The sequence below is a fragment of the Anabaena sp. PCC 7108 genome (genome assembly GCF_000332135.1).
GTDB lineage: Bacteria > Cyanobacteriota > Cyanobacteriia > Cyanobacteriales > Nostocaceae > Anabaena.
Genome location: NZ_KB235896.1, coordinates 1,292,497 through 1,313,302, shown reverse-complemented (window position 1 = coordinate 1,313,302; position 20,806 = coordinate 1,292,497). Strand labels below are relative to the sequence as shown.

Below are 20,806 nucleotides of genomic sequence, written 5' to 3'. Positions count from 1 at the left end.
GTAAGCTTAGGTCTATGCCTAAATTGCTGGCTACTTTTCGTAAGTAATTGGACAAAAATATTTACAGTCATTGCGAGCGAAGCGAAGCAATCCCAGCCCTTGCGATTGCGTCATTCCACTGCGTTCCATTCGCAATGACATTGTGTAATTAATTCTGTCCTAGTACTTAAAATGTTAGCGGCTCCGTTCAAATCGGCATTCACGATTGAACCATTACCTAACTTATACAAACCACGCTGAACACGCCTTCCAGATGCTTTCCACCCGTCTGGTTTGTCACCGAACTTAGGTAGGGAGTCTCCATCGAGAAAACTAGCTTTTGATGTATATGCTTCTTCGGTTTCTTGAAATCTAATACCGTGTAAATCACAGAGTTGTTTTAACCTATCCTTAAGTTTACCTAAAGGAATTTGGACAAACTTTTGATTGTTAATTCTCCCCATGTTGGCATTAAATTTAAAACCCTCATTCCAGCCAATTACTAACGTACCAATGCCATATTTTAAGCAATGGTCAACAATTAGTTTTGCGGCTTTATTAATCCCATCACGCATTTGATGGTTACGTTTACGGGTCACACGGTCTAACCAATTATCCCAATAAGCTTCTGGTCTTCCCTCTTTTCGTGTTGATACTTTCTTATTCCACAACTGGTTCATTGACTTGATCGCACGGGCATCAATCAATAGGGAATTACCCAATGTATCAACACAAGCCGCTAAATTATCAGCCGTTCCCAAGTCAATAGACAGAGCTTGATTGATGTCTAAATCGTGATGAAGTTGTTTCTCAACGTCATAAGACATCTCTAGATAAAAAGCACCGTTCTTAGGTAGGATAGTAAACTCTTTAACCTTGGCAATATCTAGATTTGACGGCATCGGAAGGAAAAATTCAGATAGTCCAAACCATCTTTTTACAGTTAACCCTAACGAAAATCTAAGTTGTCCATTAATGAGAGTTGGCTTTTGTCCACCGCTATGAGGATAGGTAACTTTGAAAAGTTTAGAATCTGTGAGATAGCCGGGGGCTTTAGGTTGAAAGTGTAATTGACCTTTGAGAAACAAAGAACGTAATTCTTTAAAAGATTTAACAGCCTCAATTACAGACAATAAAGTTTGTTGTGCTGGGATAGATGGCATTGATTGGGCAACCATAGTTTTAGAAACTGAAGGCTCGTAAATCAAGTCGAATTTACCTGTTAACAACTTTCCAGTTTTAAAAAATGTTTGTCTAGCGAAATAGACACCACTGTTGTAGAGCTTCCCTGACTGCTGACAGAGATATTGTAATACTGCCTTTGTTTCATTATCGGGAGACAACAAAACCTGCTGCACTCCCATTGATTTCTTGATTTTTGCCACCAATTTACAATGTAATGAAAGTTGACTTCTCCATAATAATTGATTAAACTTTGGACAAGTAGTTATTTTGTAAGCACCGCAGGGAATGTTAGTAGTGAATCCGTAAGGAAATATATTGAAGACCCACATCACGGTTAATATAGAAAATACCAAAGCGGTTAAAATCGCTCGTGTCGCTTATATCTCAGGGCTAAAGCCGCTGAGTTTTACGCTTACCGGATATTCTTATAAACTTTATTGATTTATCTAGTAAATAATGTATGCTGTCTTGCTAAAATACATTATCCTAGCATTGTTGAGAATTGATAAAATAGTAAATGGAACTTAATAATCTGTTTAAAGCTGGTGGGGTAGTGATGTGGCCACTGCTGTTTTTTTCAGTATTAGCAGTGGCGCTAATTATTGAACGTATCACCTTTTGGGTAAGGCTAAGTGGTCGTCAAAATCGAGTAGTCCGGGAAGTGCTGAAGTTTTATCGTCAAGGTAATGTAGTTAGTGCTTTAGATCATTTACATAACAATGTTGATTTACCCGTCGCTCGGATTTTTTTAGCAGCTTTAGAATTAGAAGAACCAACCCCAGAGGAATTCCGCTTGGCTTTAGAAAGTGAAGCACAGGGAGAAATTCCTTTACTCAAAAGGTTCCAAAACATTTTTGATACAATTATTGGTCTTGCTCCCCTATTGGGACTTCTCGGCACAGTTTTGGGGTTAATTGCTTCTTTTGCTTCTTTAAATATTGGCGATGTTGGTGGTACAAAAACCTCTGGTGTCACCTCTGGGATTAGTGAAGCCTTGGTATCCACAGCGTCAGGTTTAGTTGTTGCTATCATTACTCTTTTCTTTGCGAATACCTTTCGGGGACTCTATATACGGCAGATTGCTTGGATTCAAGAATATGGCGGACAGTTAGAATTACTTTACCGCCGTCGCTATGAAAAAGGAGATAAATAGCGCTTTGAAGATATAATGCGGGAATTTTTTTTGATTAGTAATTAGCCAGACTTGATATTAGATAGTATTCTGAAATTATCAATAACTGTTTTGGCTGCCTGATTTTGAGGAGATCATCTATGACTATTTGGGTAAATGAGCAAATTGATCCATCCGGTATGATTTATGCCTGTATTGCTTGTTGTAATGAGTCTCATGCTCAAGATTGTCATGAGTCCTTTAAGAAAGGTTTAACACAGAAGCAAAAATCTGATGGTTGGGTGGCACAATTACGGTTAGTCGATTCTTGGGATCAAGTCCCAGTCAATGCTTTAAAACTCAATTAATCTTTTTGTACACCTGTCAGCACTGCATTTACCAAGTCGAAGGATTTTGGATCAATCCCATTAAAAAGTAACCTTGGTAATGAGGATTGGAGATTTTTTAGATTTATGATGGAAAATATACAAGATTTACACACACAGTTTTGAGAAACCTTAAATGTCAGAAAAAATTGCTGATTTTTTGGAACTTTTCAGAGTTATGATTTGGAAATAACAAACTTGCAAAACCCGAATAAATGTGGTGAATTATTCCAGCGTTTGCACTTCGGAGCAAGGCTGTCCCATGAATTTAGTTGGCAAAACAGGACAAGCGGTTCAAATTTCCATTCATAATCCCAGTCAATATATCTGTGCCAACTGCGAACAGATATTACCAGATTGGAAACAGCAACAGTTTTTATGGGTTGTGGTCGTCTTGCAACAATCACGATATCCATTGCTGGAAAAAACGGCGCAAGTCGAGACAGAGAAAGAAAGATTACGAGAAAAGTTTATGCGGTTTGGTTGCGATTTGTCCTTTAATTTGCGCGATCGCGGTTATGTGACCGACCTAATTGACCCCCGTACAGGTTATCCCTTACTTTCCCATCCTGGTGCAGTTCCCCACGACGACACAGCTGTAGCTACAGCTTTACTTAACTATCCTGTCATCAAAAATAAATGCCGTGTGCTAGTTCATCCTCAATGGGGAACTGCTGTTTATCCTAGCGTTTTGCTTTCCGAAGCGCCCCCAGAAATGATTGAATTGGTAACCAGAGCGATCGCTCCTCTACATGGTTGGACGGAGTTAGCAAATTAGTATAAGGGATTTCCAAATAAAAAATATTTTATAGACAATAATATAATCGTGAATGCACAATTACGAGATGATAAAAAACCTGACAACAAGGAGTGAGTTTTAAGTTTGCCGCAGACATCGCTGACAATAGATATGTGCCACGCGATCACCTGGATTTTTCTGCAAACAATATGCAAATAAACGGGCTGCATCTGCTAATTTGCTTTGATTATAAAGTGATAAAGCCTCTGTAAATATAGGCAAAGTAGCTAATTTTTGGGTTTTGATTTCTGGTAAATCTGCATCGAATACTTCATAAACTGTTACAGCTTGAGATTTACCTTTTACTTTGACTGTATCAATAATTCTCATGTCATAGTTACTAGTATTTTTTAATCTTGAATAAGTTTGTTCGGTAATTAATAGGGATACTCCATAATTTTTCGTTAAATTTTCCACACGAGAAGCTAAATTCACTGCATCACTAATTACTGTACCATCCATACGATTTTGCCCGCCCACGGTTCCTAACATCAAAGAACCTGTATTAATGCCAATACCAATTTTTAATTCAGGACGGTTAAGTCTACCTTCGATACTATTATATTCGATCAGTGATTCCAACATTGCAATACCTGCTTTAACTGCATTGTCAGCTTCGCCACTGAATAAAGCCATAATTGCATCACCAATATATTTATCAATAAAGCCATTATTTTCAGTAATAATAGGCTCCATACGCGAAAGATAGGAATTGATAAACTTGAAATTATCTTCTGGTGTCATACTTTCTGAAAGTTGTGTGAAGTCGCGGATATCAGAAAATAGTACCGACATTTCTAACTGTACTTGATCACCTAATTTAACATCAACTATGCTGGACTTATTTAAAAACTGCAGAAATTGACGCGGTACAAACCGTTCATAAGCTTGATTGAGTTTTGCCATTTCATTGTAGAGTCTAGCATTCTCTATAGAAATAGCTGCTTGTGCTGAGAGTAAATTTAAAATTTTAACTCTTTCGGCTGTGAAGGCTCCTGTAGTTAGATTATTTTCTAGATAAACAATACTAATTAATTTGCTTTGATTAATTAGGGGTACACACAAAATCGATTTAGGTTTAACGGTTTGGATATAGTGATCACTAGTAAAGTTTCCTGCACGAGTCGCATCATTTAAAACTACAGTTTCTTTGGTGCGAGCGACATAATTAACAATTGCTTCTGAAAGAATTTTACAATTATTTACAGGTAGTGACTGCAAAAAATTAACATCCTCAGAGTTGATACTTCCTTCTGCCTCAATTAACAGCTTTTCTTGATAAAATAAAATTAGATACCCTGTTTGTGCGCCCACATTTTCAATCAGAATTTTCATCAAACTAGATAGTAATTTATCTAGCATTATTTCACCAGAAATAGCTTGGGTAGCTTTCATGACTGTAGCAATATCCAGGGTTGCTGCTGAGTCAGTAGTAGTTATATTTGTGGAGGTTTTAATATCTTTAATTTTACCTGTAATTGTAGTTAATAACTGAGAGTAATTTTTCTCTAAATGTTTAACTTTAGCTTTTGCTCCCCACAGTTGATAACAATAACGAGCTTCCTGCATATAGGCTTTTGCTGTTAATTCTTTTCCTTGAGATAGATAAAATTTAGCAGCTAATTCATAAGCAAGAGCCGCTTCGTGAATATATTCGTTTTGTTTAGATAGTGATATAGCTTGGTCATAATAATCTATAGCTTGAGAATTTTTGCCTTTAATTCGGCAAAGTTCAGCCTCTACCAGTAAGTATTTGTGTAAATAATTAATCGGGGCATAATGCGCCCATTTTTTCATTTTTTTATGATCAGCTAGGACTTTATTGATTAACTTTTTATGTTCAGATAAAGGACAGTAACTCAGGTAAGCTAAACAAGCTAGAGCATCATAAAAATAAAAATAAGTAATAGTATAAGAACTTGTTATTCCTTCTAAATGCTCTTGAGCAAATTGTCCATTTGTCAATGCTTTTTCAATCTCATCAAATAAGTAAAAAAGCATTAATTTATTAACATAATAGTTAGCTAGAGCATGGTGATCATTTTGGTTTTTAATAATAGGAAGATTTACCTCTTCATCATAAACACTACCAATCAGGGTACAAGGATTTTCTTGTGTGTTAAGCAAATTAAGAACTATTTGATGATATAGTTTTTGTCCATCGATTACTCTTTCTTGTTTCATTTTGATCATTTGCTGAGTATAAAAATTCATTTCTTCTGCTAATACTGTTAAAGATAAACCAGCAAAAAAAGCATAAGAACAATAAAAATAAGCAGAATAAACAGCATATTCTATATCTCCATTTTCTAATCCAATATGATAAACCTCTTTGATAGATGGCAAAATTTCTTTGATAGAATCTTTCCAAGGTCTAATAAAAAGTTCGACAATCATTTTTGTTCTAGCCGTTACTTTCTGATATTGAATTTGAGAAAGTAATTTAAGAGCAAGTTGTCCAAACTGAAAACCGCCTTCAATATCTTCGATTAGTCCACAAAGAAATAATCCATAGCAACTATAAGCAAAGGCAGATTGAGCGGTATTTCCTAATTTAATAGATAGTCTAACTTGTTGGAAAACCATTAGTAAAAATACTAACAAGTCAGTTGAATAAGAAGTAGAAATAATTGTACTACTAATACCCATAACTGTTTGAGCATGGATATCAGTCATCTGTGGTAAATTTTCTAAACTAGAAATAGATTTATTAGCTGTAATGATTTTTGTTTGTAAAAATTCCCAGAATATATTAAGTTTATTTAGTTGTTTTGGTAATTTTATGCCTAAAAGTTTAATAACTGCCAAACCTTGATTATTTGCTTCATTTAAGTTATATTGTGCAATATAAGCTAGGATTTTTATCTCATAAAATTTTACTTGATCTAATACATTTTTAACTTGTAAAAGTGCTTCGTCTATTAACTGATCCATTAATATAAAATTGCTATTAAAATAAGCAGATTCTACTGCTTCTTGATAAAGTGATAAAGTTAGTTCATATTGTTTTTGCCACCTATCATCTCCCAAAAGCTGTATTCCTATTTGTAAATAAGTTAAAGCAGATTGATAAGCTACTGATGCTTTGGCTTTTTTACCTGCTTTTAAATTGAATTTAACTAATTCATTTTTTTCTGATTCATTAACTAATAAAGATAGAGTAAAATTTAATTGATTAACAATATCAAAAATTTTTTCTTCCTGTTGTTCATTGAAACTATTCTGTAAAAGAATTTTACCGATTTTTTGATGAATAATTGGTTTTTCTGCTTCAGAAATTAATGAATAAGTAGCTTGTTGAATTCTATCATGAGTAAATTTATATTCTGGTAATGGATATTTGTTAGATTCAGGATTCAGAAGTGCTAATTCTATTTCTTCATTACTATCAAAAGATACAATTAAATTGTAATTAATCGCAGGTTGTAAATTATCAACTATTTCTCTAAAAGATTGTTTGGTAAGTAACGCCAAGTTAATAATATCAAAATGATTACCAATGCAAGCAGAAAATTTTAATAATTCTTGAGTATTTTCTGGTAAATTTTTAATTTTACCTGCCATTAATTCCACTACGTTATCAGTAAAATTTCTTTGTTTAATTTGCTTTAAATCCCATTGCCAATTTAAAGATTCAATATCAAATACTAATAATTTTTCTGTAGCTAAAGATTTCAAAAATTCATTAATGAAAAATGGATTTCCTTCGGTTTTTATTTGCACTAATTGCGCTAAAGGTTTAATATTTTCTGGTTGATTTTTCAAAGTATCAGCAATAATTTCTGTGACAGTATTTAAGTTTAAAGGTGATAGAAAAATTCGATTAATAATGACTCCTATTTTACCAATTTCTTCTAAAGTCAACATTAATGGATGCACCGCAGAAACTTCATTATCTCGATAAGCACCAATTAGAAATAATCCCGGTGAACCTGCACTCATTAGCAATTGCATTAATTTTAAAGATGCTCCATCTGCCCATTGTAAATCATCTAAAAATATGGCTAGAGGATGTTCAGGTTTAGTAAAAACTCTGATAAATTTCTGAAATACCAAATTGAAACGATTTTGAGTTTCAGTAAGTCCGAGTTCTATTACTGTGGGTTGCTTACCAATAATTAATTCTACTTCAGGAATTACTTCTATAATAATTTGCCCATTTATGCCTAAGGCAGCTAAGAGTTTTTCTCGCCATTCCTTCAGCTTTTCTTCCCTTTCGGTCAACAGTTGTTTGATTAAGGCTTGAAAGGCAATCACCACAGCACTGTAGGGGATATTTCGTTGATATTGATCAAATTTACCGGAAATAAAATAACCACGTTTTTGAGTAATTGGTTTATATATTTCCTGTACTAAAGCAGTTTTACCAATCCCAGAATATCCAGCAATTAAAATCATTTCACTTTGAAATGTAACTCGTTCAAAAGCTGTTATTAAACTAGCAATTTCTCCCTCTCTACCATAAAGTTTTTGTGGTAATTGAAATTTGTCAGAAATATCTTGATTCGCTATGACAAAATTTGAGATCCTGCCATGACTTTGTAATTGCTTTAAACATTCTTCTAGGTCTGTTTTTATTCCTAAAGCACTTTGATATCTTTCCTCTGCTGTTTTTGCCATTAATTTCATCACAATATTGGCAATAACTGGAGGGATATCTGAATTTATTTCACTGATATGTAAAGGCTGTTTGGCGATATGACAATGTACTAGTTCTAAGGCATCATTTGTTGCAAATGGTAGTTGATTGGTTAACAATTCATAAAAGGTAACACCAAGAGAATAAAAATCGGTACGATAATCTAAAATGCGGTTCATTCTTCCCGTTTGTTCGGGAGACATATAGGCAAGAGTACCTTCTAAAATATGAGGATTTTTAATAGTTGGATTTTCTCTATTCAACTTAGTAGAAATGCTAAAATCAATAATTTTTATCTCACTAGTTTCTGGATTTAAAACAATATTTGATGGGTTAATATCTTTGTGAATAATATTAGCTGCATGAATTTGTCCCAAAGTTTCAGTAGTAGTAATAGCAATTTTCAGAAATTCCTCTAATGTAAAGGATTTATGTTGCATCCAAATTCTTAATGATTCTCCGCCAAAATCTTCGATTGACATGACGAGAGTATTTTGATATTTCTGTAAGTTATAGACTTTAACAACCCCTGTCAAATTCAAAGATTTAGTAATTTCATATTCTGTGTAATAGCGGGCAAGTTCCTGGGGTGTGGGATAATTATCTTTCAAAACTTTCAGGATGATAGGTTGGTTGTCTTTCTCTGTTTTTCCTCGATAAACTAGGGAGTTGTTACTTTCATAGATTTGAGTTTGAATAGAAATGCCAGGAACGGTAAACATATGGAGATGGCGCGGGTGTATTATTGAATTCAGGAGTCAGGAGATAGAATTATTTGATTTAGTTATTTAAATTTGCTGCCATATTGCAGATCAGAAATTAACTGCTTTTAGGTCGTCGCAGTTGTTGAGACTTAATTGGTCCGAGAATTTGGTTTAGACTGCGTAATTGTTCGGCTGTTCCCATACAAATCAGTGTATCTCCTGACATTAAAACTGTATCTCCAGTTGGTCCGCCGATGAGATTGCCGTCAGTACGGCGAATTGCCAGAACTAATGCTCCTGATTGCGATCGCAATTTAGCTTTATGTAAACTTTGACCGACAAAAGGACACATAGACGGGTCAAGTAAAAATTCTTCCATATATAACTGGCGGTCTGCACCAGTCAGAATCCCATCCACAAAGTCCAAAACTTGGGGTCTGAGGGCTGCTGCTGCCATCCGCTTACCTCCCGTAATATAAGGGGAAATCACAGCATCTGCACCGCCTCGTTGTAGCTTTTGCAAAGCTTCTTCTGTACTTGCCCGGGCGATCGCGCGAATTTCTGGATTCAAAGTTTTGGCTGATAAAACTACATATAAATTGTCGGCATCAGAAGGCAAAGCTGCCACAATACAAGTCGCTTTTTCAACGCCAACCTTCAAAAGCGTATCATCTAAAGTTGCATCACCCTGGTATCCCGTATAACCTTCCATCTGCGCCTTTTGTACAGATTCAACCTCGGCATCAATCACTACAAAAGTCACTCCTTCCGCCCGAAATTCCTTAGCTATCTGCCGCCCAGTCCGACTAAATCCACAAATGATATAATGTTCTGACAAGGATTCCATTAAGCGCCTTTGTTGCCGTAGTCTAATTCCTTCTTGAAAATAGCCTTCAATCACTGCTGCTGTAAATCTATTGACTATGTAGCCAATATTAATTACACCCATCAAAATCAGGGCAATCGTAAACAATCGTCCTCGACTACCTAGTGGATTAGTTTCTCCATAACCCACAGTAGCTAAGGTAATGACAGTCATATAAGCTGCATCTTCCCATGACCAACCTTCCACTAACCAGTACCATAAAGTACCAATCAGAAACACAAAGCCTAGAGCAAATGCCCCAGCCATTAACTCTTTTTGAATAAGTTTATATTTTTGCTCAAGGGTAGAGTACACAGGCAATTACAAATTCAAAATTACAAATTCAAAATTACAAAACTTCTACTTCTATCTATTCCACTCCATAAATAAAAATAAATCTGGAAAGATTTCCAAGAACCTAGTAAAGTATTACGATAAAGGATTTTCAGGAGGTGCGGTAGTGAAATTCCCAAGTCTAGTTGAACAAGCCACGATCCTTCAAGAGTCAGGTTCTATGTCATCCACACCCTTTGATGCAGATAGTTTCAACCAAGTGGTTATGTCCACTTATGGACGGTTTCCCTTGGCCTTAGAACGAGGTGCAGGCTGTCGTGTTTGGGATACCCAAGGCAAGGAATATCTAGATTTTGTTGCAGGGATTGCAACTTGTACTCTAGGACACGCCCACCCAGCGATGGTAGAAGCAGTAACACGCCAAATCCAAAAGCTGCATCATGTTTCTAATTTGTACTATATTCCCGAACAGGGTGAATTAGCCAAATGGATTGTTGATCATTCCTGTGCAGATCGAGTATTTTTCTGCAACTCTGGTGCTGAAGCCAACGAAGCAGCAATTAAACTAGCGCGGAAATATGCCCACACAGTCCTGGATATCGCTCACCCCATAATTTTAACTGCCCATGCTAGTTTCCACGGAAGGACTTTAGCAACCGTTACCGCCACAGGCCAAGCAAAATATCAAAAGTATTTTGATCCTTTAGTTCCTGGTTTCCACTATATAAATTACAACGACATTAGAGCAGTGGAAGCCGCTGTTACTGAGTTAGATGAAGGTAATTATCGCGTCGGAGCGATTTTAATTGAACCATTACAAGGTGAAGGTGGTGTTCGTCCTGGGGATGTGGAATATTTTAAAAGACTACGGCAAATTTGTGATGAAACTGGCATTTTGTTAATGTTTGACGAAGTGCAAGTGGGAATGGGACGCAGTGGCAAATTATGGGGTTATGAACATCTAGGCGTTGAGCCGGATATCTTCACCAGCGCCAAGGGACTGGGTGGTGGTATTCCTATTGGTGCAATGATGAGTAAGAAATTCTGCGATATTTTCCAACCAGGGGAACACGCTAGTACATTTGGTGGTAATCCTTTTGTCTGTGGTGTGGCGCTGAGTGTGTGTCAGACTTTGGAAAAAGAAAATATTTTACAGAATGTCGAGGAACAGGGCGCACATTTGCGAGAAGGATTAAGAGCGATCGCTCTTAAATATCCTCAGCATATCTCAGAAGTGCGCGGTTGGGGTTTAATCAACGGTATGGAACTCAAAGCTGATATTCCTTTAACTGCGGCTGATATCGTTAAAGCTGCTATGGATGAGGGTTTATTATTAGTACCCGCGGGTCCAAAAGTGCTACGATTTGTACCTCCTTTAATTGTCACCGAGAAAGAAATCAATCAAGCACTACACGCTGTAGAAAAAGCATTAGCTAAAGTAACAGCATAATTCGTAATATTTCCTATGGCTACGCCACGCAAGCTATCGGAAACGCTACGCGAACATAATTCGTAATTCATAATTCGTAATTTAAGAATTATCAATTACGAATTCTTTTACCTAAAAAAAAGACAAACAAATATGTCAATAACAGTAATTATGTTTTTAATAGCTATTTTTGTTTTTGGTTTGATAGTAAATAGTAATTCCAAAACCGAAAATTTACCTCCTATAAAAAATTCTAAAAAAGGTTCGCCAAAAAATTATAGCTCTAGCAAAAATTCCCGCAAAAATTCCGACTATACCTCCAGTAATGATCATTGGACTAGTAGTGATACTTGGAGTTCTCACCATGATAGTAGTTATCACAGTGGAGAATCTCATGGTGGAGACAGTTGTGATAGTGGGGGATCTGATGGCGGTTGTGATGGTGGTGGAGATTAAATCTAGAAATCCAATTTATTCAACCATTAAGAAATTATCTGAGGTTAATTAAAACGAACCACAGAGACGCAGAGAGCGCAGAGGTAAAGAAAAGAGGTGTTTATATCTTAATTTAAGATTACTGTAGAAGATTTGTATCTTCAGTCTTCTGTACTCAAAAACTTGGATTTTTACAGAGTAATTTACACCTGTAGGTGTTGTTAAACAACCATTCTACTGAGAACGGGGTTAAAAAATGTGTGCAACTGTAATAGTGATTGGTTACGGTAATGAATTACGTGGTGATGATGGTATTGGACAACGGATAGCAAATTCTATTGAATCTTGGCATTTATTAACTGTAAAATCTTTTGCAGTTCATCAATTAACCCCAGAATTAGCTGTAAATTTGGCAAAGGCTGATTTAGCAATTTTTGTTGATGCTTGTATCAATTCTGAAGCTGGTGAAGTACAGGTAAAATCACTATTAATTAATAATTCTAGTGTTTTCAGTGAACATCAAAGTGATCCACAGTCACTCTTAGCTTTAACACAATCTCTCTATGGTTATAGTCCACCAGCGTGGTTAGTAACAGTACCAGGAGTGAACTTTGAATTAAGAGATAGTCTTTCACCAATAGCAGAAAAAAGAATTGGCATAGCTTTAACCAAAATAATTAACATTATTAATAGAGTTTAAAAAATAATTACCAGGAATATCTATGGAAAAATCTAGCAAAAAAAACAGCAATAAAGCCCATGATATCTTACAAACAGAGAGAATTAATCCCTTAGATGCTATCTTTATACCCAAAACTGTAGCGGTAATTGGTGCTACTGAAAAACCTGGAAGTGTGGGCAGAAATTTACTTTGGAACTTAATTACTAATCCTTTTGGAGGAACTGTTTTTCCTATTAATCCCCAACGGCATAGTATTCTAGGAATTAAAGCCTATGCTAGTATTTTTGATGTTTCCGAAAAGATAGATTTAGCAGTCATAGCTACACCAGCACCAACTGTACCCCAAATTATTTCTGATTGTGTAGATGCAGGTGTAAAAGGAGCGATTATTATTTCTGCTGGTTTTAAAGAAGCAGGAACAAAAGGGATAGCTTTAGAACAAGAAATCCGCCAACAAGCACACCGAGGAAAAATTAGAATTATTGGTCCTAATTGTTTAGGTGTAATGAGTCCCCACACAGGTTTAAATGCTACTTTTGCAAATACAATAGCGCATCCAGGAAACGTCGGTTTTATCAGCCAAAGTGGGGCTTTATGTACATCAATTTTAGACTGGAGTTTACAGGAAAATGTTGGTTTTAGCGCCTTCATTTCTATAGGTTCAATGTTAGATATAGGTTGGGGAGATTTGATTTATTATCTTGGTGATGATCCCCATACAAAAAGTATTGTAATTTATATGGAATCCATTGGGGATGCGCGTTCCTTTCTGTCAGCAGCGCGAGAAGTGGCCTTAACAAAACCGATAATTGTCATTAAAGCCGGTCGTACCGCAGCCGCAGCTAAAGCCGCAGCTTCCCACACAGGTGCATTAGCAGGAAGTGACGCTGTTTTAGATGCAGCTTTTCGCCGTTGTGGGGTGTTACGAGTTAATAGTATTTCTGATTTATTTGATATGTCGGAAGTATTAGCAAAACAACCTCGTCCCAAAGGTTCACGTTTGACAATTTTAACTAATGCTGGTGGACCGGGAGTATTAGCAACAGATACATTAATTGAAAATGGGGGAGAATTAACATCAATCTCTCCAGAAATAATGACTTCTTTGAATGAAATTTTACCACCACAATGGAGTCATAATAACCCTATTGATATTTTAGGAGATGCTGATCCACAACGTTATACAAAAGCCTTAGAAATTGCCGCCAAAGATCCCAATAGTGATGGTTTATTAGTTATTCTCACACCCCAAGCGATGACAGATCCTACCCAAACAGCGGCACAATTGAAGCCCTACGCACAAATGTCAAATAAACCGATTTTAGCAAGTTGGATGGGTGGTACAGATGTAGCTGCGGGACAACAAATTCTTAACAGTCAAGGCATTCCCACATACTCTTATCCTGATACAGCAGCGCGGATATTTAGTTATATGTGGAAGTCGAGTTATAACCTAAGCGGTATTTATGAAACTCCAGTTTTAGCGACATTAACTTGTGATGTAAATACTCGCAATTGTGCCATAGTCGAGAATATTGTTCAAGCCGCAAGAACAGCAGGAAGAACAATTCTCACAGAATTTGAATCTAAAGAAATTTTAGCTGCTTACGGGATTCCGGTAGTTGTTGGTTGTATTGCGGAAAGTGCAGATAAAGCAGTTGAATGTGCAGAAAATCTGGGTTATCCAGTTGTTTTAAAACTTTATTCTCAAACAATTACCCATAAAACTGATGTGGGTGGTGTGCAGTTAAATCTACAAAATTCTGAAGCTGTAAAACTTGCGTATCAAAAAATTGAAACATCAGTAAAAGAAAAAGCCAAAGCAGAAGATTTTCTGGGTGTAACTGTACAGCCAATGGTCAAAACTGATGGGTATGAATTAATTATTGGTAGTAGCTTAGATCCCCAATTTGGACCGGTATTATTATTTGGTGCTGGCGGACAATTGGTAGAAATTTTTCAAGATAGTGCGATCGCTCTTCCTCCTCTCAATACTACCCTAGCCCGGCGCATGATGGAACAAACCAAAATTTACAAAGCCTTGCAAGGAGTCAGAGGACGTAAAAGTATTGATATCGCTGCCCTTGAACAATTAATGGTAGAATTTAGTCAATTAGTTGTAGAACAACCTTGGATTAAAGAAATTGATATTAATCCATTGTTAGCTATTCCCCCCACTCCTGTAAATCCTGGAGGATTAATTGCTTTAGACGCAAGGATAGTTTTGCATTCTGCTAATATTGAAGAAAATCAATTACCAAAATTAGCAATTCGTCCCTATCCTAGTCAATATATTAGGGATTGGAAATTGAAAAATGGGACACCAATTACTATTCGTCCTATTCGTCCAGAAGACGAACCATTAATGGTACAATTTCACAAAACTCTATCTGAAGAAAGTGTCTATTTCCGCTATTTCCACATGATTAAATTGAGTCAACGCATCACTCATGAACGACTAACGCGGATATGTTTTATTGACTATGATAGAGAAATGGCTTTAGTCGCAGAATACCAAAATCCTGAAGCAGAAAATAGGGAAATCTTAGCAGTAGGAAGACTGAGTAAATTACATGGGAGCGATGCAGCGGAATTTGCTATGGTGGTAAGCGATCGCTTTCAGTGTCAAGGTTTAGGAACAGAATTAGTCCGTAGATTGCTGGAAGTTGGAAAAAATGAGAAAATCTCCTGTATCTATGCTGATATTTTAGCTGATAATTTAGGTATGCAGCGATTATGTGAAAAACTCGGTTTTCAAATCGAATCCACAGCCGATGCAACTGTATTAAAAGCGGAAATTGAACTTAGGAAAAAATGACTATGGATGCCCAATTAGCAACTCAAGAAATCCGAGAAATGCAGGAATTAATGCAAGATTATGCCCCTGCACAAGAAGCAATGGATAAATTGATCATCCACAATGGCAATCTAGAAACCACTTTCGAGGATTTATGGATAGAAAAAAATGGACATTCAAGAACTATTGTTGAGAATAAATCTCTCTGGCAAGTAACATTAAAAGTATTACGGAGAGAACTTTGTGGTGATGAAGGTTTTAGCAGTCAAATTAAAGAATACAGTAAAAATCCAGGAAGTGCGCCTTTACTGACAGGATTGATTGTTTCCCTCGTTGGTTTAGCAGGTTTACCAATTGATCCAGCTATTGCAACAGTGGTTGTTTTATATATCTTAAAAATAGGCTTAAATATTTTTTGCGAATACACAGAACCCCCTGCTAATAGCGCGGGAACTCTTTCCCCAGTCAAATAATTTATGTGGTAGGAGTGGGGGTAGGTTATATAAATTTTGATTCGGCGAAATTGGATAATTGATTTTTTGTTGATTTTGTGGAGTTCCCGTATTTCCTCACAACTTCCTCAAATTGTTGGTTTAGATTGAGAGCAAAGCCAATAGTTAGCCTACGGTAAAGCTACCTTTAGGACTAGTAAGTACTAGGACAGAATTAATTACACAATGTCATTGCGAATGGAACGCAGTGGAATGACGCAATCGCAAGGGCTGGGATTGCTTCGCTTCGCTCGCAATGACTGTAAATATTTTTGTCCAATTACTTACACAACGGTGTAAATCAAGAATTGAAGGTGCGTTAGCCTACGGCATAACACACCCTACGCATTATGCTATGCACAACAGCTTATTTCTTCATCTAGATTGAATTTTTCTCGCCGACTTACTTATATTAGCCATGACTGAAAATGTACCACCCATGAATATTGTAAGAAAGATTAATCGGGAATTAGCAATCAGTGGGCAAATTACCCAAGATCAGTTACATCAAATTGCCGAAGAGGGTTACAAATCAGTCCTTAATTTGTGTTTTGCTGATGAAGAAGGTTGGTGGGCAGATGAAAAGGAAAATACTGAATTTTTAGGGTTGTGCTATGCGAATATACCCACAAAACTGGAAAACCTAAATCATCAAGCTGCACTGATTGTCTTTCAAACTATCGGTGAATTACCTAAACCAATACTCATACATTGTGATATTTCTATCCGTTCAGCAGCTATAGTGCTATTATATATCGCTACTAAACAAGGAATTGATTTTGAACAAGCATGGCAACAAACCATCAAATTATGTCTATTAGAAAAATAATTTAATTATTGATGAACAAACTTTATCAGCAAACTTAATTTTTTTAATTATTTTTGAAACACGACAGGATAACTTTGTTTCCTGCGATTTTCTCTGAAAATAGACGCGTAAATACAGCAGAATTCAGTAAGTGTAATCTGCTGTATAGCACCCATTTCTAATCAAATTGAAAAGAGTTTAAAAGCTGATAAAATTTAGGTTCTTATCTCCTGTATTTTGCCTTTTTTACTAGTTGGTGCTGAAAATTTGAGATGAAGCCACGCGACTAGTGTTATTTACAGAAGATGGCATATTTACTGGTATTTTCTGCGGCGTTTTTGCAGTTTCAAATTGGCTGTTTTCTTTCATTAAACGACTGTAAGTACGCTGGGGGATGTAATGAAGTGGATTGTAGCCAATAAAACGTAAAATCAGTACGCAAGCCCAGGAATATTTACCATCAGCAATTGTCTCAATGATTTGATTTAACTCTTCAGGAGTAATAGCATTCTGAAAATTTGTCTGAGAAGAAGAAACTTGGTAGTTCATAACTAACCCTGATTTTTTTGTATAAATGGAGGTTTAGCGTTGCATATGTGCGGGATATTGTTGTCTGTTACAGATGTCCAAAACCGCAGAAAAATCGAGTCATAAAGATTTAGCAATCATTCATGATTATTTCAAGAATTATCAGTGATATAAGCGTATAAACTGATCATTTTCCTAGTAATTACTGACAGAAAAGTATTCTTGTTTTCATCCTCTGAGTTTAGTTATGGAGTTTTACTCAAGACTTAGTACCACTGAATTTACCCATTCCCCCTGACTCTTATGCAAATTTTAGACCTATGCCCTGAGTTTAGCGGTCAAGTCAATCTTGTAATTAGAAAATAGGGAACACAGACACTCACATGATATGCAGAATACTATTTTTTTTCTGTCTATTTAGCCAAGTTGGCAAATTTTTACCCAAAAAAATTATAGTTTACAGAAGTTTTAAAAATTCATTAAATGCCTATTTAAATAGTGTCACAAGAGGAGTTTACAAAACTGCGTTTAGCAGGTAAAGAAGTCTGAAAGTATCATTAATTAGTGATGGTATAGGACTTATATTTGATTTTTATGTGTCCTTTATGGAAGTTTATGGTTGATGCCACGGAACTTATAGCCAAGGTAGACTAACCTCTGTGCCTTATTAAAAAACTCGGTATATCCAAATTTACCTAGCTTCTATACCTAAGGAATGATATGGGCTTTCATCCTCAAGCTAGATGCAATAAATATTAGAAATATTTATCATCAAAAGACAAATGTAACCAACAAAACCCATCATCTAGAATGAGAGTTTTGGAGGATAGAAAAAATCAACGTTTATCCTAGTAGTTTGTCAAGAACATCAATAAATCTATCTTGATTTATCTTGTTTATTTCTTCCTTCCTTAGCACTCTATGCGTCTTTTTCGATTAGTTCCCTGATTCATCAAAATTTATTTGGCAGACTACTAGCCAGAATTTAGGAATTCCCTATGTATGAATTACTGCAAACTGGTTTAAATACTGAGGAGAAAACTGCTCTTCAGCAGTTTATTTTGATTTTATCTAAAACTGATAAATCTTACTTTTTGAGAAATGAAATTTTGCAAGCTTTTGCAAATTACTGTCATCAATCCCAAAAAGCTGCTTATTTTTATCACTCTTCCTCTATCGGCACACTCATACACTACACCCATGAAATAATTCTTGACCATAAAAGTACATGGTTTGTTGTCAGACCCAAAATAGCGAGTCAAGAAGTATGGCGACTAACCGCAGATGGGACTAAGTTTGATCTCATGACACCTAAAGAGTTATTAGATGTGAGCGATCGCTTAGTCAACCGCTACCAACCCCACATTTTAGAAATTGACCTCCATCCCTTTTACCAAACATCTCCCAGTATCAGCGACCCCAGAAACATTGGCCAAGGTCTAGCCTTCCTCAACCATTATTTATGCAATCAATCTGTCAATGACCCTGAACATTGGCTAGAGCTTTTATTTCAAGCTTTACAAAGATTGCAATACAATGGGATGCGGCTACTCATTAGCTCACGCATTCGCTCAGGAATAGAACTAGCCAAACAAATTAAGCCAGCCATAACTTTTTTGACTGAAAGACCTCCTGACGAACCCTACGCAGAATTTCGCTCTCACCTCCAACAACTCGGTTTAGAAGCTGGCTGGGGTAACAATGCAGGGCGAGTTAGAGAAACCCTAGAACTGCTACAAAGACTCATTCACACCCCCCAACCCTCAATCCTGGAAGCCTTTGTAGCGCGTATCCCGGCTATTTTTCGCGTCGTCCTCATTTCCATACATGGCTGGGTAGCTCAAGAAGATGTTTTAGGCAGAGATGAAACATTAGGTCAAGTCATCTATGTTCTTGAACAAGCACGCAGCTTAGAAAACAAACTGCGAGAGGAAATCAAACTTGCTGGTCTGGACATATTAGGTATTAAACCTCATGTAATTATTCTCACCCGCCTCATTCCCAATTGCGAAGAAACATTTTGTGACTTGCGATTAGAAAAAGTTCACAATACAGAAAACGCCTGGATTTTGCGGATTCCCTTTGCAGAATTTAATCCAGAAGTTACTAATAACTGGATTTCTAAATTTGAAATTTGGCCTTATTTAGAAAGATTTGCCCACGATGCCGAAAGAGAATTATTAGCACAATTTAAAGGTAAACCCAATCTAATTATCGGCAATTATAGTGATGGTAACTTAGTCGCCTTTCTTCTTTCCCGCCGCATGAAAGTCACCCAATGTAATATTGCTCATTCTCTGGAAAAGCCCAAATATTTATTTAGTAACTTGTACTGGCAAGAATTAGAAGAAAAATATCATTTCTCTACCCAATTCACTGCCGACTTAATCAGCATGAATTCAGCGGATTTTATTATAACTTCATCCTATCAAGAAATTCTAGGTACACCAGACACAATGGGGCAATATGAATCTTATAATTTTTTCACCATGCCCCAGTTATATCATGTAATTAATGGAATTGATTTATTTAGTCCTAAATTTAATGTAGTGGCACCAGGTGTAAGTGAAACTTTCTTTTTTCCATATAGCCAAACAGAAAAACGTAATTCCCTGCTACGCCAAGATATTCAAGACCTACTTTTTAGCCGTGAAGATCACAAAATTATTGGTCACTTAGATGACATAAAAAAAAGACCAATCTTTGCAGTTACTCCCGTTACATCAATTAAAAACCTCACTGGTTTAGCTGAATGTTTTGGTCAAAATCAAGCATTACAAGAGCGCTGCAACCTAATTTTGTTAACCAGTAAAGTACATCCTGATCAATCGACTAACTCAGAAGATGCCAGAGAAATCGAAAAACTTCACGATATTATTAATGAATATCATATCCAAGGTAAAATTCGTTGGATAGGAATGCGCTTACCTAGTCGTAACATGGGTGAAGCTTACCGCATTATTGCTGATAATCAAGGTATTTATGTCCATTTTGCTCTTTATGAGTCTTTCGGGAGGAGCATTTTAGAAGCAATGATTTCGGGCTTACCAACTTTTGCTACTAAATTTGGTGGAGCATTAGAAATTATTGATAATCAGAACGGAAGATTTTATCTTAACCCAACAGATTTAGCAGGAACAGCAAAAACAATTTTAGATTTTCTCGATCAATGTGATCAATCCCCCGAATATTGGCATAAATTTTCCCAATGGATGATCCAAAGAATTCGCCATAAATACAACTGGAATTTACACAGCGAACAATTACTATTACTAGCGAAAATGTTTAGTTTTTGGAATTTTGTTGCTCCAGAAGATCATGAAGCCAGAGATCGGTATATGGAAACTTTATTCCATTTAGTCTATAAACCCAGAGCCGAAAAGATTCTGGAACAACATCTGGGTCGCCATGCTTTGATTTAAGTTTAAAAAATCCAGTAGCGTAACGTAAATGAAGTTTTAATGAAGTTTTGTAGTCAGGGCTTTAGCCCTCTCCATATCCTGCTATCCATTGGCATATTTTCTCTGTAAAAGACCAGAATTTGGCGATACAAGTTAGGAATAAACCCCTGACTGAGATGAGAATTTATCCCACCTAAAAATAAAAAAATCCAATTCAAATATTGTTCCTATCTATTTTCTCATCCCAAATCTCATCAAAATTTAATTATCCCA

At 36.2% G+C, this 20,806-nt stretch carries 14 protein-coding genes and 1 pseudogene; 11 read left to right on the top strand and 4 right to left on the bottom strand.

Annotated features, from left to right (window positions below):
• Positions 1-110 precede the first annotated feature (110 nt).
• Positions 111-1,343, bottom strand: a complete 1,233-nt coding sequence (locus tag ANA7108_RS26940) for an RNA-guided endonuclease TnpB family protein (RefSeq protein WP_016950002.1) — start codon at positions 1,341-1,343, stop codon at positions 111-113.
• A gap of 60 nt (positions 1,344-1,403) precedes the next feature.
• Here ANA7108_RS26940 and ANA7108_RS28615 point away from each other — a divergent pair.
• From ANA7108_RS28615 to ANA7108_RS0106670, 4 genes and pseudogenes are all read left to right on the top strand, one after another.
• Positions 1,404-1,502, top strand: a pseudogene (locus ANA7108_RS28615) (transposase); the annotation flags it as partial.
• 179 nt (positions 1,503-1,681) lie between these two features.
• Positions 1,682-2,317, top strand: a complete 636-nt coding sequence (locus ANA7108_RS0106680; protein WP_016950001.1) for a MotA/TolQ/ExbB proton channel family protein — start codon at positions 1,682-1,684, stop codon at positions 2,315-2,317.
• Positions 2,318-2,436: 119 nt separating this feature from the next.
• A complete protein-coding gene (locus ANA7108_RS0106675) occupies positions 2,437-2,643 on the top strand; it encodes a hypothetical protein (RefSeq protein WP_016950000.1) in 207 nt (68 codons plus the stop codon).
• Between the two features lie 280 nt (positions 2,644-2,923).
• Positions 2,924-3,439, top strand: a complete 516-nt coding sequence (locus ANA7108_RS0106670; protein WP_016949999.1) for a methylmalonic aciduria and homocystinuria type D protein — start codon at positions 2,924-2,926, stop codon at positions 3,437-3,439.
• Positions 3,440-3,538: 99 nt separating this feature from the next.
• Here ANA7108_RS0106670 and ANA7108_RS0106665 read toward each other — a convergent pair whose 3' ends face one another.
• Positions 3,539-8,821, bottom strand: a complete 5,283-nt coding sequence (locus tag ANA7108_RS0106665) for an AAA family ATPase (RefSeq protein WP_016949998.1) — start codon at positions 8,819-8,821, stop codon at positions 3,539-3,541.
• A gap of 97 nt (positions 8,822-8,918) precedes the next feature.
• Entirely contained in the window at positions 8,919-9,983 is a 1,065-nt protein-coding gene (locus ANA7108_RS0106660; RefSeq protein WP_144052362.1) for a TrkA family potassium uptake protein, read from the bottom strand.
• 199 nt (positions 9,984-10,182) lie between these two features.
• Here ANA7108_RS0106660 and ANA7108_RS0106655 point away from each other — a divergent pair, with 199 nt between their 5' ends.
• The 6 genes from ANA7108_RS0106655 (at position 10,183) to ANA7108_RS0106630 (ending at position 16,625) form a co-directional block, all read left to right on the top strand.
• Entirely contained in the window at positions 10,183-11,412 is a 1,230-nt protein-coding gene (locus tag ANA7108_RS0106655; RefSeq protein ID WP_016949996.1) for an aspartate aminotransferase family protein, read from the top strand.
• A gap of 132 nt (positions 11,413-11,544) precedes the next feature.
• Positions 11,545-11,847, top strand: coding sequence for a hypothetical protein (locus ANA7108_RS26935; RefSeq protein WP_144052361.1), 303 nt, complete (start codon positions 11,545-11,547; stop codon positions 11,845-11,847).
• A 235-nt stretch (positions 11,848-12,082) separates the two neighbouring features.
• Positions 12,083-12,526 carry a hydrogenase maturation protease gene (locus ANA7108_RS0106645; RefSeq protein WP_016949994.1) on the top strand — a complete coding sequence of 148 codons (444 nt, stop codon included), beginning with the start codon at positions 12,083-12,085 and terminating at the stop codon, positions 12,524-12,526.
• A gap of 22 nt (positions 12,527-12,548) precedes the next feature.
• The gene (locus ANA7108_RS0106640) at positions 12,549-15,326 is read left to right on the top strand and encodes a bifunctional acetate--CoA ligase family protein/GNAT family N-acetyltransferase (protein ID WP_016949993.1); all 2,778 of its coding nucleotides are present in this window, start codon (positions 12,549-12,551) and stop codon (positions 15,324-15,326) included.
• A 2-nt stretch (positions 15,327-15,328) separates the two neighbouring features.
• Positions 15,329-15,778: a hypothetical protein gene (locus ANA7108_RS0106635; protein ID WP_026104020.1), complete on the top strand. Its 450-nt coding sequence runs from the start codon at positions 15,329-15,331 to the stop codon at positions 15,776-15,778.
• A gap of 457 nt (positions 15,779-16,235) precedes the next feature.
• Positions 16,236-16,625 carry a beta-lactamase hydrolase domain-containing protein gene (locus tag ANA7108_RS0106630; RefSeq protein ID WP_026104019.1) on the top strand — a complete coding sequence of 130 codons (390 nt, stop codon included), beginning with the start codon at positions 16,236-16,238 and terminating at the stop codon, positions 16,623-16,625.
• 228 nt (positions 16,626-16,853) lie between these two features.
• Here ANA7108_RS0106630 and ANA7108_RS0106625 read toward each other — a convergent pair whose 3' ends face one another.
• Positions 16,854-17,153 carry a HetP family heterocyst commitment protein gene (locus tag ANA7108_RS0106625; RefSeq protein WP_016949990.1) on the bottom strand — a complete coding sequence of 100 codons (300 nt, stop codon included), beginning with the start codon at positions 17,151-17,153 and terminating at the stop codon, positions 16,854-16,856.
• Positions 17,154-18,130: 977 nt separating this feature from the next.
• Between ANA7108_RS0106625 and ANA7108_RS0106620 the strand changes: the two genes are divergently transcribed.
• The gene (locus tag ANA7108_RS0106620; protein WP_016949989.1) at positions 18,131-20,554 is read left to right on the top strand and encodes a sucrose synthase; all 2,424 of its coding nucleotides are present in this window, start codon (positions 18,131-18,133) and stop codon (positions 20,552-20,554) included.
• Positions 20,555-20,806 lie beyond the last annotated feature (252 nt).